Source organism: Sphingobacterium sp. UBA1897, assembly GCF_002337775.1.
Taxonomy (GTDB): domain Bacteria; phylum Bacteroidota; class Bacteroidia; order Sphingobacteriales; family Sphingobacteriaceae; genus Sphingobacterium; species Sphingobacterium siyangense.
This window is the reverse complement of sequence record NZ_DDGR01000023.1, coordinates 274916-290427: the sequence shown is the minus strand read 5'-3', so window position 1 is coordinate 290427 and position 15512 is coordinate 274916. Positions and strand designations below refer to the sequence as shown.

General features: G+C 38.4%; 14 protein-coding genes and 1 tRNA gene. 8 read left to right on the top strand and 7 right to left on the bottom strand.

The features are described from left to right. Positions 1-235: 235 nt before the first annotated feature. The gene (locus B4N43_RS14575; RefSeq protein WP_145330478.1) at positions 236-583 is read right to left on the bottom strand and encodes a winged helix-turn-helix transcriptional regulator; all 348 of its coding nucleotides are present in this window, start codon (positions 581-583) and stop codon (positions 236-238) included. A 103-nt stretch (positions 584-686) separates the two neighbouring features. Here B4N43_RS14575 and B4N43_RS14570 point away from each other — a divergent pair, with 103 nt between their 5' ends. Continuing rightward, complete coding sequence (locus tag B4N43_RS14570; RefSeq protein WP_286735422.1) at positions 687-1574, top strand: NmrA family NAD(P)-binding protein; 888 nt, start codon at positions 687-689, stop codon at positions 1572-1574. A 206-nt stretch (positions 1575-1780) separates the two neighbouring features. On the opposite strand, the gene B4N43_RS14565 is transcribed toward B4N43_RS14570, so the two are convergent. Further along, the gene (locus tag B4N43_RS14565) at positions 1781-4594 is read right to left on the bottom strand and encodes a PAS domain S-box protein (RefSeq protein WP_286735421.1); all 2814 of its coding nucleotides are present in this window, start codon (positions 4592-4594) and stop codon (positions 1781-1783) included. Positions 4595-5020: 426 nt separating this feature from the next. Between B4N43_RS14565 and B4N43_RS14560 the strand changes: the two genes are divergently transcribed. Then, on the top strand, positions 5021-5743 hold the full coding sequence (locus tag B4N43_RS14560) for a ferritin-like domain-containing protein (protein WP_153846490.1): 723 nt from the start codon (positions 5021-5023) through the stop codon (positions 5741-5743). Positions 5744-5764: 21 nt separating this feature from the next. Then, positions 5765-6598 (top strand): ferritin-like domain-containing protein, encoded by an 834-nt coding sequence (locus B4N43_RS14555; RefSeq protein ID WP_286735420.1) that lies wholly within the window; start codon positions 5765-5767, stop codon positions 6596-6598. A gap of 63 nt (positions 6599-6661) precedes the next feature. On the opposite strand, the gene B4N43_RS14550 is transcribed toward B4N43_RS14555, so the two are convergent. The 3 genes from B4N43_RS14550 to B4N43_RS14540 all read right to left on the bottom strand — a co-directional run bounded on the left by B4N43_RS14550 (position 6662) and on the right by B4N43_RS14540 (position 8685). After that, positions 6662-7498, bottom strand: a complete 837-nt coding sequence (locus B4N43_RS14550; protein WP_286735419.1) for an anti-sigma factor — start codon at positions 7496-7498, stop codon at positions 6662-6664. A gap of 2 nt (positions 7499-7500) precedes the next feature. Continuing rightward, positions 7501-8067 (bottom strand): RNA polymerase sigma factor, encoded by a 567-nt coding sequence (locus tag B4N43_RS14545; RefSeq protein ID WP_088162502.1) that lies wholly within the window; start codon positions 8065-8067, stop codon positions 7501-7503. Positions 8068-8364: 297 nt separating this feature from the next. Further along, a complete protein-coding gene (locus B4N43_RS14540) occupies positions 8365-8685 on the bottom strand; it encodes a hypothetical protein (protein ID WP_157698554.1) in 321 nt (106 codons plus the stop codon). A gap of 436 nt (positions 8686-9121) precedes the next feature. On the opposite strand from B4N43_RS14540, the gene B4N43_RS14535 reads away from it, so the two are divergent. From B4N43_RS14535 to B4N43_RS14520, 4 genes are all read left to right on the top strand, one after another. Continuing rightward, positions 9122-10111: a preprotein translocase subunit SecD gene (locus tag B4N43_RS14535; protein ID WP_286735418.1), complete on the top strand. Its 990-nt coding sequence runs from the start codon at positions 9122-9124 to the stop codon at positions 10109-10111. A 162-nt stretch (positions 10112-10273) separates the two neighbouring features. Then, positions 10274-10717, top strand: coding sequence for a hypothetical protein (locus tag B4N43_RS14530; protein WP_145330470.1), 444 nt, complete (start codon positions 10274-10276; stop codon positions 10715-10717). A gap of 162 nt (positions 10718-10879) precedes the next feature. Next, positions 10880-11938, top strand: a complete 1059-nt coding sequence (locus tag B4N43_RS14525; protein WP_286735417.1) for a hypothetical protein — start codon at positions 10880-10882, stop codon at positions 11936-11938. A 194-nt stretch (positions 11939-12132) separates the two neighbouring features. Further along, positions 12133-12214 (top strand) — tRNA-Leu (locus B4N43_RS14520). Between the two features lie 65 nt (positions 12215-12279). Here B4N43_RS14520 and B4N43_RS14515 read toward each other — a convergent pair. Both B4N43_RS14515 and B4N43_RS14510 read right to left on the bottom strand, forming a co-directional pair. Beyond that, positions 12280-12663, bottom strand: a complete 384-nt coding sequence (locus tag B4N43_RS14515) for a hypothetical protein (RefSeq protein ID WP_145330466.1) — start codon at positions 12661-12663, stop codon at positions 12280-12282. A 249-nt stretch (positions 12664-12912) separates the two neighbouring features. Beyond that, positions 12913-13881, bottom strand: coding sequence for an ROK family protein (locus B4N43_RS14510; protein ID WP_075993778.1), 969 nt, complete (start codon positions 13879-13881; stop codon positions 12913-12915). Positions 13882-14138: 257 nt separating this feature from the next. Between B4N43_RS14510 and B4N43_RS14505 the strand changes: the two genes are divergently transcribed. Continuing rightward, a complete protein-coding gene (locus B4N43_RS14505; RefSeq protein ID WP_120336373.1) occupies positions 14139-15431 on the top strand; it encodes a TIGR00341 family protein in 1293 nt (430 codons plus the stop codon). Positions 15432-15512: the final 81 nt, after the last annotated feature.

Here is a 15512-nt window from a genome sequence, read left to right as displayed (position 1 = left end):
AGCGTTTTTTGTTTCTAAAAATTAGCTTATAGGGGCTATTAAAAAATTGACACATTAGTCAGTATTCAACATTGCCTCCAACATAGGTCGTATTTTCCAAACAGGGAAATAATAAAACCTGAGAAATGGAAACACATGACAAAAATCACATTAGATTAAACCCATATCCTGGCGAAAAGCACCTGCATTGGTCAAACCATCTTATCTTTAATAGCGATAGGAAAACGGTAAATGATTATTGATTTTCAAGTGCCCAATTGGCCATTGCCTGAATAACAGGAAATAAACCTACCCCTGCCGGACTTAATCGGTAGATCACAAAAGGTGGGACAACAGGTCTTGCCTCCCTTAAGATCAATCCATCCGCTTCCAATTGTTTTAAACTCTGAATAAGCATTTTTTCTGTAATTGCAGGGATACATTTTTTAAGTTCACTATATCTCTTACAATCCGTAGACAGATGATAAATAATAATTGGTTTCCAATATCCGCCGATCTTATCCATTGTGAAAGTTACAGGGCATAATTCCGCTGCAATTTTTTTGTTTTCCTGAATCGTCGATGTCTCCTTAATTGCTGTCATGATTGTCTTGTTTATGCGTTTAGCATACTTACTATAGGGTAAGTACTTCCTTAAAAGAAAGTACAAATGTACTTTTGTATTATCACATATAAAAAATTAAACGATGAAAATTACAATAACAGGTTCTTTAGGAAATATAGGCAGACATTTAGTCGATATTCTTATCAAACAAGGTCATGAGGTAAGTGTAATCAGCAGTTCTCCTGAAAGAGCGAGCGAAATTGAACATTTGGGCGCTAAAGCGCTTATTGGTTCTATCTTAGATGTTCCTTTTTTAACCGCGAGTTTTTCAGGTGCAGATGCTGCTTTTCTGATGACTCCTCCCAATTTAGGTGGCCAACATATTGTTGAGAATACCGCAAATGCAGGAAAAGCCTACGCGACAGCCATAAAGTCGGCTGGCTTAAAAAAAATAGTGATGTTAAGCAGCGTTGGAGCTGATTTTGATGCTGGAACAGGACCAATTCGCGGTTTGCACCAAATTGAAGAGATATACAAAACACTACGCGATGTTCATATCACCTTTTTGCGTGCCGGATATTTCTACACGAATTTTTATAACGATATTCCATTAATCAAAAACGCAGGTATTGAAGGATCAAACTTCCCTGCAGAAATAAAAATTCCATTGGTTGATCCCTTAGATATTGCTACTGCCGCAGCCGATGCGCTCCAAAATTCAGAAGTTGGACATCACGTGCGTTATATTGTTAGCGATTATGTTTCAGGAGCAGAAATTGCCCACACATTGGGAGCTGCTATTGGTAATCCAAACCTGCCATGGATTGAATTTACCGACGAACAAGCTTTGGACGATATGTTAAAGGCGGGACTTCCAACAGAAATTGCATCACTCTATGTAGAGATGGGGCAGGCAATTCGTGCAGGAAAATTACAACAAGATTTTGAAATTCAGGGTCAGCCTATCTATGGTAAGATCCAATTAAATCATTTTGCCATTGATTTTGCTAAACGATTCCAAAAACTATAGATCAATAAAAAAGGATATTTTAAGTTGTAATAACTAATAAGATCGGCCCTTTTTTATTAAATTTAATAGCGATGAGCACGATATTCAATCGGACTCATCCCTATTAAATCTATTGAACTAAACATCCTGCGCAGCTCTCTGAATAGGTTATGAAAAGCTTGAACTTCCTTTGTATCATACCATTAAAATTATCCATGTGCCTAAAGTTAAACGGAAATACTCTTTATTAAAACAGAATACAGGTCTTCAGGCTTGACAGGTTTGATTAACCAGCAATTTATAGCCAGAGAGTGACAAAGCAGCTCTATGTCTTGCTCTTCAACACTAAAAATGGGAATTATGTTGTGCTCAAAATTGTTATTAAATTTTTTTTCGCGAATATTCTTTATTGTTTCGATACCACTGATAATAGGCAATTGATTGTCGATCAAAATAGCATCAAAACAGCGTCCTCCTTTTAACATCTGTAATACTTCAAATCCAGTTTTTGCCTGTACGCTATCAATATTCTTTAAAGATAACATCCGAGCCAAGGCATTTCGTTCAGATTCTTCCTCGGCTACAACGAGTACATCCTTTATTTTTTTCAATTCCTGCCACTCATTTATTTCCCAGATAGAACGCACATGAATGTTGAAAAAGAAACGGCTTCCTACACCAAAAGTACTCTCCAACTTCAATTCACTGTCCATCATTTTAAGCAGTTTATTCGATATCGTCAGTCCTAAACCAGTGCCGCCATAACGTTTAGTCATCGAGTTATCTTCTTGCGTAAATGCATCAAATATCCGCTCCAATTTATCCTCTTTGATGCCTATGCCTGTGTCTTTGACACTAAAACACAGAACAGCATGTTCTGCATCATGTGATTCTACTGTAATGCCTAGTTCAATGGTTCCTTTCTCGGTAAATTTTGTGGCGTTGCTCAATAAATTCATCAATACTTGCTTGATGCGGAGGGCGTCAACCCAGATATAATGCGGTACATCGGCAGCGATATTCAGATAAAACGCTAGATTTTTGGTTTTGATCTGCAGATTAAGAAAGTTCGTCAGCTGAATAACCAAGTCGTAGAGATCGGTCTGTTCAATCTCCAGTTCTAATTTGCCGGCTTCAATTTTAGAGAAGTCCAAAATGTCGTTTACGATGCCAAGCAATAAATTAGCGGATTGATCAACGATCGTAAGGTATTCCTTTTGCGTATCCTCAAGTGCTGTTCCAAGCAATAGATCGGTAAAGCCAACAATGCCATTCAGCGGTGTACGAAGCTCATGGCTCATATTTGCCAAAAATTGTGATTTTGCTGCATTTGCCTGCTCGGCTACTAATTTTGCCTTTTCCAGCTCCTCGCGTTGATGAATAATCCGGCTTATATCTGTCGCAATCGCAAGATAACCGATGACATTGTCATTAATATCCCTAATAAGTGTAACTGCTAAGGAAACATGTAATTGAGATCCATCTTTTCGACAATAGATCCACTCTTGCTGTTCAGCACCGTGTAGCTCTGCCATATCTACAAAGAAACGAAGTTTATCTACCGAACGTCCCAATTCGACCTCCAGTTCTTTCGTCCTCAACACGAGCTCCTCTTCTAAATGAAAGTGTGCAAGACCAAATTTACCAATCACTTCTTCACTACGATATCCCAAAAGGTTTTCGGCCCCTGTATTAAACAATGTAATTACACCTGCGTTGTCGGTCGCAATAATACCGACAGCAGAGGTTGCATCCAACACTTCTGCAAGTAGTTTTTTTGAATTTGAAGACTCTGCTTCGATACGTTTACGCTTATCAATATCCTGAAAGGTACCGTATAAACGGACACAATGACCATTTTCAAAATCAGCATTTCCCAACGCACGTATCCACAGTTCATGACCAGCGAAGGTGACAATCTCTAGTTCCAAGTCCCAAGCTTCTCCCGTAGCGAGTGCCTGTTCAATTGCAGTCCGTATTTTATTTCTACTTGCTCCCGCTTTATAGAACTGTAACGCAGTTGTCAGCTCTGGTTCATAGTCTTCGGGTACCTCATGAATTTCTCTCGTAATTTCGGACCAAACAATCTTCCCATCAGCAGGCGTATATTCCCAGCCTCCAATTCTAGCTACCCTTCCAGTCCGCATCAATGTCGCCTGTGCATGCTTAAGCTTCTTTTCTAGAAAATGTTGTTCTGTAATATCTACTGCATTACCAATCACATAAGGTATTTTGTTCTCACTGGCCTGCAGAATATTGTTAAACATCCAGATACGCATGTCACCCGAACGAGTCATGGTACGCATTTCTCCTTTGATTGTTCCATGCCGAACAATCGCGTCCAGGTAGTCCTGTAAATTCTTGTGCCCCTCCGATGGAACAATATCAAAAAGAGATAAAGTCTGAATCTCATCTCTCGTATAGCCTAAGATCCTGGCTCCAGCATCATTGACGGTGATGAAATTCCCTTTCAGATCATGGGTACACATAAGCCCCTGAGAATTATCGAAAAATGCTTTCAGCTTTTGTTCACTTTCCCTGTACTTTTCTTTCTCCTTTCTGTTGACAATAAGCGCGACAACTTCATCCCGGAGAAGGGTTAGAATTTCTTTTTGATGCTGGTCGAGCTGCCTTGGAACACGATCGATAACGCATAGCGCACCTAAAGCATAGCCATTGGGATCGATTAATGGTAAACCAGCATAATAACGGATATTTGGTTCTCGGGTAACAAGCTCATTGGATTTGAAACGTTCATCTTTTTCAGCATCTTCAACTTCCATCAGTTGATCTTCTTCCAAGGTATACTGGCAGAAAGATACATCCCGTATGGTTTCTTCAGTCTCCAAACCAACGCGCGACTTAAACCACTGCCTGTCTTTATCCACCAACGAGATCAATGAGATAGGTGTACCGCATACAAGCGATGCAATTTTTGTAATGCGATCGAATTCTTCCTCTGTTGCAGTATTTAAAATTTCGTACTCATGCAACACACGGATTCGATCGGATTCATTTGTAGGCAACAATTTAGCATTCATACAAAAGCCTGTATTCGTTATTAGTTTTATCTTCGAAATCTTTATAGGTCCTATTGTCTAGCTTGCTCTAGCGTATAAATAATATTTCACTAATCTTCTAACGATTGATTTAATCATTCCAATGCCCAACTAATCTGGATTTAGTATTGACTTTCCTGAGTCTACAGTAAAAAGTAGAAAACCAGCGGTAATAGCATAATAAAATATAAACATGAACACCGCTACACTAAAATAGTTTTAAATAAAAAAATAAACTATAAAACTAAAAGTGCATAAACAATGAGCTAGAGCGTTTCTTTTCGCTTGATTTTTCAATGTGAGCGAATATATTTTAAAAAAAAATGAACTTGTGAAATCCAAGCTTTCCAAAAAGTCGTAGATGGGTATAAGTACAGAGAAAAAATTATAAACTAAAAGACTTTTGTTATGGAAAAGATAACCTCCCACAACGAAACACTATTGAACTCCAATAGTGACATGGACAAAAGAGATCTCAGACGAAGAGACTTTTTAAAATATGCAGGAGCCAGCGCAGCGACATTAGCCATACTCGGTATGTCGAGCTGTAAAAAAGACCGCGATGATGGCATGGATAACGGCGGCAAGGGCATGTATTTTGGCAGCGGCGACATTGCTATCCTAAATTACGCCTATGCACTTGAACAACTTGAAGCTGCATTCTACATCCAGTTAGTCAATAATCCTTATAGCGGTATGACGGATATGGAAAAATCTTTTTTCACCGATATCCGTGATCATGAAATCGCTCACCGTGAGTTTTTCAAAGTGGCCTTGGGTGCAAAAGCCATTTCAAGTCTCGAATTTAACCTAGCTGGCGTCAATTTCAGTAGCCGTGAAACAGTACTCGCAACAGCAAAAACATTTGAAGACCTTGGTGTTTCGGCCTACAATGGTGCTGGTTGGCTAATCAAAGATGTCAATTATTTACTATTGGCAGGTAAGATTGTTTCCGTTGAAGCACGACACGCTGCTTGGGTCAGGGATATGATCGACAACGGCAGTTTTGCCAATCAAGAAGTCGTGGATTCAAATGGTCTTGATCTCGCAAAGAGTCCAAGCGTAGTGCTTAGTGCCGCTGCACCATTTATTAAGTCCAAGATTGATGTTAGTGATCTACCAACCTATTAATTCACCCAAAATCTGATTATCATGAATCTTTTAAACGTTTTTGAACAAATAAATGCTGTAGATCCTGAATTCAGCGATCGTATCAGCCCTCGCCGTGAAGCAATCAAAAGTTTGGCTTCCATGAGTAAAAAAGTAACCTTGGCTGCCCTGCCCTTTCTGATAGGTGAACTCTTTAAAAAAGCATACGGTGCGACCGCGCCCACAGATGTAAATGGTGTACTCAACTATGCCTTGACATTGGAATATCTCGAAGCAGAATATTACACAATGGGTGTTGCCAAAGCAGGTCTTATCCCCACAGGTAAACCACTTGGTGCGATAACCACCATTCGTGACCATGAAGTTGCACATGTGAATTTTCTTAAACAAGTATTGGGCAATAAAGCTGTTTCAAAACCAACCTTTGATTTTACTGCTGGTGGCACTTTTGGCAATGTTTTCAGTGACTATGATACATTTTTAGCTGTCGCACAAGCATTTGAAGATACTGGGGTAAGAGCTTATAAAGGCCAGGCGGGAATTTTACTTGGCAATCGAGTTGTACTGACTGCCGCACTGCAGATCCATTCGGTTGAAGCAAGACATGCCTCCCATATCCGTCAAATGCGCCGTGCCCGCGGAGGTGGAGCCGCCAATCAAAAACCTTGGATTACGGGAAGCAATGACAGTGGTATAGGAGCTGTTGTCAATCCGGTATATGCAGGCGAAAATAATGTGACACAAGCGGGAGTGGATATTACGACTTTGCCAGGTGCCTCGGGGAAAATTTCGACCAATGCGGCAACTCAGTCATTCGACGAACCTTTAACTGCAGAAGCTGTACTTAATATTGCAGGTTTATTTATAAAATCCTAACAAAAGACGTAGTTTACCTGTTTTTAGCATGTCCTGATCGGTTTATCCCATCAGGGCATTTTTTTATATACTCCCCATCACACATAATGCACTGAGCGTTGGCGCATCTTTGCCGCCTTCATCTTCCAGTGTAATGGCAAAAGCCTGAGCATGGGGAATATCGAGCATCTTACTTGCAGAGTCTCCTTTTGAGTCCAATGGAAAAACACCTGCATTAACAGGTTTACCGTCAACCATCGCCCACAACTGATATTGCTTTCCTTTAGGTGCAACAGGCATATGTTCGATACTCAGATAAACTGCCTTTGATGCCTGATCCCAAAATACCAAGGCACGATAATCGGGTGTATGCTCAACTCCCTTAAGAGGGATCGTTTTTATAGTTGGATTTTGAACCAGGGTCCATTTATCCTGTAAGGTTGTGAGTTTTTCTTGTTCAGCATCAAGTAAGGACGTTGTCTGATTTAACTTATTTGCTGTATCCTGTTTACGTTGATATAAGAAAATATTGGCACCAATACTAACCGCTAACAATAGACTCGCGGCAACCGTCCATGTGTAAGATCGAGCACCGAGCGTTTTCTTGTCGGCATCGATAGCAATTACTTCGTTATGGTCTGTCGAGGCGGGTGCGAGTACTTCGTTGACTTCCTGATCTTCGCTTGGCACCAGATTTTCCGCTAGGAGTTTATTCCATATATCTTGTTTGAACTGCATAGGCATCTCCATCGCTTGGCTATCAGCCAACTCTTCGAGTGCAATTTCTGCTTCGATGATGGCTTGTTCCACTTCGACATTATTTTTTCGAATACAATTCAAGATGCTCACTTCCTCTTCAGAAGCCAGTCCCAAAACGTACGATTCAATAATCCCCGACGATATGTATGCTCTAATATCCAAAACTAACGGTACTCCTTTAATAATTGTTGTAACTGTATAAATGCTGCTCTGGTACGGGTTTTTACCGTTCCGAGCGGAACATCAAGTTGTTCGGCTATTTCTTGTTGTGTATATCCTTCATAGTAGGCCATTTCAATCAAGATACGCCATTCAGGCTTCAATTTATCTAAAATATTTCTGAATCCAATAAAATCTGCTTTCGTATGTAGTTCGCCCTGACTTTGATCTTGTTCTTCCTCTCTATTTACGATATTTGAAAGCGGTTGGTTTTTCTGTTCGTTTACGATCAATTTTGATTTTCGATGATCGAGGGCTGTATTACGGGCAATGTTAATCATCCAGGTATAAAGACGGCCTTTTTCGGCATCGAAAACATCGATGTGTCGCCAAATTTTGACAAATACGTCTTGTATGACTTCTTCCGCATGCTCAGTTGAGGCCACTATACGACAAACCACACCAAAGAGCGCAGTGGCATAGTGATCATAAAGATAACTAAAAGCCTGCTGATTCTTCTTTTTCAACAAAAGAATCAATGTTTCTTCAGAAAGGTTGTGTAATGGACTCAAATTTCACGTTTATAATGAGCTAAAGATGGATATTAAAAATCAGAAAAAAAAGCAACTAAAATAAAATAAGTTAAAGTACCTATAAAACAGGTTAAAATACCTAATACACCTTTGTATATATGCGGATAGCACTTGTTACTAATGTTTTACATTGCTCAATTCCTGTTTTTGGTTATTAAATTCCACTAGTAGTCCCACTACAACGGGATCAATTTAACTTAATTAGGCCAGATAATCAGCTTGTAGTTTTCATTTTCGGCTAACCTGGTATACACAGTTAGATTTACTAAAATTTATCTAATAGCTTAATTTACAAGAAGAACTCCCCTTAGAAATTGGATTTATCAATAGCATATCACATGTCGCCAGATAAAATTCATCAATTAACTGGATAATCAAATCATCTCTTTCGTTATTAACAGCTAGTCCCACCCAATTTTTGGAGGGAAGATATTTACTCCGAGTCCATTGAGCAGGCTGTTCTATTTGTTTTTCTGAACGTAACCATTCTAATCCACTATCATTGAAATATATCTTTTCATTTGACAAATCCATCACGATGAAAGGTCTTTTCTTAAAATAGAAAATACTCATATCAAGATCTGCAATTACATTCATTCGAATATGTTTTTTGAGATGCATATATGCATTTATACGGGTTAGTGTTGACATCTATTTATCTTATTGGCTATAAAATCATCATAAATTTCCATGAACATTCAAAGCAGGCGAAGTGTTCATCAGACGAGAATCAAAGATATTCGAACCGGCGGTCTAAGTGGGGGTATATTTTGTTCTAATAGGTGGAAAAAAATGTTAATGTAAGTTGAAAATACGACGGATAAAACCACTAATTTACCAAGCGAGAGGATATGTGTTAGTTTGCCCCCTTACAGGTTTCGGCGAATCGTAAAATGCCTGCACGGATTGTAAATACCACCATTGAACCAGTGTTGCAATGGTTTAAATTTGATAAACAACAAAAGATATGCGGAAAGAAAGTAAAAGCACGTCATTCATTAAAAAAATTCTAGGCTTAATTAGTCTTATCCTTATGGTAACAAATAGTAAAGCACAGCAAGTCACGCACTATTTTCCAAGCGGAAAAGATAAGGCAAAGACAATCAGTGGACAGTATGGTGGTAATAGCGGAATTTGTCTTTTTGAAGATGGCAAATTTCTGTTATATGGTTATGCTACATCTGTTTTCGGGTCCTATGTTTTTGAAAAAGATTACCTGCTTTTCTATCCGGATGAAGCCCCTTTATTTCAACTGTATGGGCGTCACAATGCTAACTTCAAAGACAGTACTTGTTTCAATCTGGCAGGTTTTGAAAGCGGGAAAACCTATGTACAATTTGATAATGACAGTACACATCGGGTTTTCAATGACAAGGCAAACTGTTTCAGCCCCCCTTTTGTTCATCAGGAATCCAAACAAGTTCAATCGCTTAAATTTACTGTACAAAGTCAGTATATGGAAGATGATAGCACTTATCAAGTCTTTCAGTATACCAATGAAGGAAAATTCAATGATTTTATAGCTGCTTATAACAAGCCCCAACGTGCACGTCAAAATTTCAGCGCTTACCTATATTTGGCTGAAGGTAATAAATTAGCCATCAGGCTCTCCAATTATGGTGGAGAAAGAGGTTTTTTAAGAGAAAATCAAGACGGTTCAAATCAAGAGCATTGGAACGAAATATTGACCATGAAGAAGGATTATGATCAGACAAACTATATCGACCCCACGGAAATATTTAGCAATGCACATTACACAATATTTTACCCTGACCTCGAACAGTACATTTTAGATCCTGTCACCAAAAGATATATCAGCAAGTTTGCATCAGACAATGAAGCTTTTTTTGCAGGAAATCCTGAGCAAGACGATCGGTATTTAAATAAGTACATCCGGCAGGGTCTGTCCTTTCTGCAAGATGAAAGATTCCATAAATCAAAACTAGCTAAAACCAGCTTATTCTTTACGAGCTGTGACGAACCTGAAAAATCATATCATTATGAAAATGGATCACAGCAATAATTGCCCAAAAGCCACAGCAATGATCCAAATAGGATTTTAGCACTATTAAGCGTAACAAACAGTGGTATAAACGGCAATTAATACTAGCGTGACCTCTTAAATATGGCTTAATTTTGGTAGTAATAACCGGATAACATATACACTAGTTTTATTTCGGCAAAGATGAGGAATTATATAACGATTATTATTGGACTAGGAATTTGCTCACTAGCAAGTTGTGCAACGAAAAAGGAAAGTATTGCAAATAAAAAAGAGACAGAAAGTGTATCCTTAGCTGAGGGACAAAGAAAATCATTGCGAGCATATCCGATCAAGATCAAATTTAAAGGTATTTCAGAAGATAGCCGTTGCCCTGAAGGCGTCAACTGTATTTGGTCTGGAGTTGCAGTAGCAGAAATTGAGATCGCAGAAAAAGCAACCAAACCCACGATCATAAAGCTCGCTACAATAGATTTACAGGATAGAGGCTATCAAAGAACTGCCAATACCAACGGATATACCATTTCATTACAAGATATCGCTCCTTATCCGAACAAGGAACAAGGGACACAAACGCTACGGGGTAACTACAAAATTTCTGTTATTGTACAAAAAACTGTAAAATAAGCCCGTAGCGGTTCGCCAGCAATCGTCCTATGGAAATAGTCATTGAAAAATGACCCAATTCTACCCAATTCTTAAAAACACCGATACATATATTTTAATTATATGCATGGATACTTATTGGTTCATTCCTTGAAAAATAATACCTTTGCCAAAACCTCATTTATGAAAAAGTTTTTTAAATTTATTAAGATCACATTTTTTTCTATACTGGCTATTATTGGGCTATTATTCCTCTATTTTTTTATTTCCAATCGGATATTTATAGGAAATACCAACGCGGAAAATATAGCGTACCTCAAGCTCCATAAAACGGAGATTAAGGATAATATTGTAGATTCTCTATTCGACAATAGCTTCTATAATTCGGATATTTTTTTACTTGGGGAAATTCATGGCTATGCAGACAATCAAAAGTTGGACAAAGAGCTGTTATTCTATTTGAACAAAAAGCTCGGTGTTAAATATTACATTGCTGAGATGGATAGTACAAATGCAAATAAACTAAATAGCTTTTTATCCAAACCCCTAAAAGATAACACCTTACTGAAAGATGTGGTCAGCTCCATTCGTAAACGTATTCCGCAACAGTCTAGTTTAGAGCTATATCAAAAATGGGGTGAAATTTATGATTATAACCGCAACCTTGCCGATTCGGCAAAAATCACTGTTATTGGCATAGACAAAAGCTTTACAGCGGATAAATCTGACGTATCCAGGGATTCAGCTATGCTGTTAAATTTGGAAAATTATATTAAAAATCACCACATTGATGGTCAAAAACTATATGGACTATTTGGTTTTTTTCATGTTTTACAAAAAGGAAAGGATGCAACCAATGATCCTTTTGCTACACGCTTGAAAAATAAAGGATATAAAGTATCTAGCTTTGTTAGTTATACCATTGCTAGTGAAATGTATCTTCCAAAGAATCCTCAATTTCCAACCCCTGAAGATGAAAAAGTAGATTGGGTAAATGCAGATGGCCCACTTATGCTCGTGAAAGGCATTCAGGATCTAAAAGAATTAAGTCGACCAAATAGTATATCATTGTTTAAACTCAATGCAGCACATTCACCCTATGCTACTTCTCAAAATTTAATAACTGTAAAATCACGGCTTTTTGGCGAAAATATCATACCCGCTGAGACGACTCATACAACTGACTTTTTTCAATATGTATTTTTGTTACGCAATTCAAAGGCCCTAACAAAACTTGATTAGGACAGCAAGCATTTCATCAAAAAATCGGGTAAACAAGCTGCCTGTAGATCATGTGATCAAAGAGACAAGTATCCTAATTAAAAATATTCCATTCATAAACAGGATGATCCGTATTTAAAAGAAGGAATCTAGCTTATCGACTTGCAAGATATCACTTTGGTTTATATATTTGCGACATCATAAGAAATCCTAATGCGGAAGTGGCGTAATTGGTAGCCGCACCAGACTTAGGATCTGGCGCCGCGAGGCGTGGGGGTTCGAGTCCCTTCTTCCGCACAAAAAAACTCCCGAGCTCATAAGTTCGGGAGTTTTTTTTAGAAATTAGTTCTTAGCTACACGATTTAAACCGACCAGTCAAATGGTTTTGTACAAGGATCACATTCAAATTTTAAAACCTTGCCTAGACTTTTGGCTTTTTTCCCTTTTTTCACAAATACATACGCTAAATCTACATATTCTTCAACTTCCACTCCGCTTTCATCTCTACCTTTTACGATAACAGAATAATATTTCCCGTCAGGATATTGCTTGAAAAATACTTCGTTTACAGTAATCTTTTTCGGTGCTTGATTGTCGCAGCAGCTACACCATAAAATAACAATGGGCTCTTTCTTAAGATATGCTACTGCGGTTTCAGCTTGTTTTTGTGTTAGGGCCTGTAGTTGGTCGGCTTTTGAGAATAAGGCTGTGCATAGCAACAAAAGAAGAAAAACGGTCTTTTTCATACAAATAGTTTTAAGTTTAAAAGAATTCATCAGCAAAGACTATGCCTTTAGATACACGAAAAATAACAACAGCTTTCCTTAGGTATGAAATAGTCGGTTATTTCTTTGCCAATTCTGGGCAGCGTATTGGATTTACCCTAACAGAAAGACCCCATAAATTTATAAATTAACAACTTAAAAAACCTGTTCTCAAGATACAAACGGTATCCCTAATAGATGGTGTTAGTATCTTGAGAACAAATTAATATTTTATTTTTCCCAAACCAATGCACTTGCACCAAGAATAGCAGCATCAGCTTCTTCCAATTCACTAAAGACAAGTTTCACTTTATTCCTAAACAAAGGAAAAAGATTTCTTTCCATATGCAGCTTCGCAGGTTTTAAGATAAAATCACCAGCTTTAATTACCCCACCAAATAGGAGAATTGCTTCAGGAGATGAAAACATCACAAAATTGGCCAAGGCCTCACCCAGCTTCTGCCCCGTATATCTAAATACTTCGATGGCAATTGCATCCCCTTTCAAAGCACACTCATGAACAGTCTTCGAATTTATAGCATCTTCTGGATACTGATTTAACATCGACTCAGGAAATTCAGCTCTCATTTTTTTTGCCGTAATCGTTATTCCTGTCGCAGATGCATACGCTTCTAAACTTCCTTCAGAACCCGTGCTCCAATGCTTCCTTCCTCCAGGTTTAACAATGGTATGGCCTAATTCTCCAGCAAATCCGTCATGACCATAGATAAGCTTTCCGCCGGCGACGATACCGCTGCCGACACCTGTCCCTAGGGTAATCATAATAAAATCTTTCATTCCCCGCGCTGCACCAAAAAGCATTTCACCATAGGCTGCAGCATTAGCATCGTTGGTTATGGTACAGGGAATGTTAAACTTAGCGGTCATTAAGTCACTGAATCGAATGACACCCTTCCAAGGAAGATTGGGCGCATGGTCTATGGTTCCAGTATAATAATTCGCATCCGGAGCACCAACACCAATTCCATCAAAGCTATCTTTACCTCCAAAATTTTCAATTAAAGGAGATGCTTTTTCATACAACGCATCGATAAAATCCTCTACTGTCTCATAATCATCTGTTTTTATGCTTCCCTTTTCAAGTACTTCACCGCGATGATTGACCACCCCAAATTTCGTATTGGTCCCTCCGATATCTATTCCCAACGCTACGCGTCTTGATAAATCTATTAACGACATTTCTATTTCTTGTTTCTTAGTTCTAAAATTACTAAAAGATAATATTTTATGAGCAGTCGACAAAATCTTCTTGCCATTTTATATCTGTAGGGAACGCTATTTATGATCACGGGCAATCCGATCAAAGTTGGATCCATCCGGCATCGCTACTTTATTTTATCGCCTAGGCACAACAAATTACCAAAGGCGGCATAGTTTTAGCACGTTAAGAATAGTTTAGGCCCTATATTTATATTTTTTAGTACAACAATAAATTTATGAATAAAATATTACGATTTTTTGATCTACACCAAGGTGAAGAAAAAAAGGAAGCTGTTCTGGAAAATGTTGTCAGTAATATTTCTTTTCGCGGAGCTAATGCCTGGATTCTAGCCTGCGCGATTGTAGTGGCGTCTGTTGGATTGAACGTAAATTCTACTGCCGTCATTATAGGAGCAATGCTGATATCTCCGTTAATGGGGCCAATAGTAGGAGCTGGATTCGCCTTAGGGACTTTTGACTTTCCGTTATTAAAAAAATCGCTAAAAAATCTACTGATCGCCACATTGATCAGCTTGGTCGTATCGTTTATCTATTTTCTTTTAAGCCCCTTTAAAGAGGCACAATCTGAGTTACTAGCACGCACATCGCCGAATATTTACGATGTCATGATTGCAATCTTCGGTGGTCTGGTCGGTGTCATTGCTATTACAAGAGTGGATAAGGGCAATCCAATTCCTGGAGTAGCAATTGCAACAGCCCTGATGCCTCCGCTCTGTACCGCGGGCTATGGACTCGCAATAGGCAATTTCAGCTTTTTCGCCGGCGCATTATTCCTGTATATAATAAACTGTGTTTTTATCTGCATTTCGACCTTTGTGATTGTCAAATATTTACGATACCCCAAAACACATTATGTCGATCAGCAACGGGAAAAAAGAATTACACAAAGTATTACCATCATCACAATTATACTTGTATTGCCGAGCGTATATTTTGCCTACAATCTACTGCAAGAAAAAAAATACACAAACAAAGTAAATCAGTTCGTTCAACAGGAATTGAGCAATAAAGGTTATACGGTTATTTATGAAAAACTGGAGATGAATGGTAATCCAAAGAAATTAGAACTGGCATTCTTATCAAAAAAATTCAGCAAAAAAGAAGTTGAGTCTCTACAACACAGCATGGAAACATTTGGGATTACCAATACCACGCTGGTTATTCATCAGGACAGTTTAGACCTAAAATCGAGTATTCTTAGCGAAATCGATAAGCGTACCGCTGCTGTAAGTGAAAAAGACCTTACCATAAGAGCGCTCAATAATGAACTTACCAAATACCAATTGGCTAATCCACAACTCGATCGGGATATCTTGGTATTGTTCCCCGAGCTAAGCTCCTATAGCATTGGTATACAACAACATTACAGCAAAAAGGATAGCTTAGCCAACCTTGTCGCATTTATTTATTCTACCAAAACTCCGCTACCTCAAACACAACAGGAAAAGCTACAACAATGGCTACAAAATCATTTTCCTAAAGATAGTGTGGAAATTATACGTAAATAGACTTGAGTCAGCTCGTTCTATGCCGACGATCTGACGGTTTAAACAAGCGTAAGAGTTATGTTCAATTAGCAAAGAACGAAT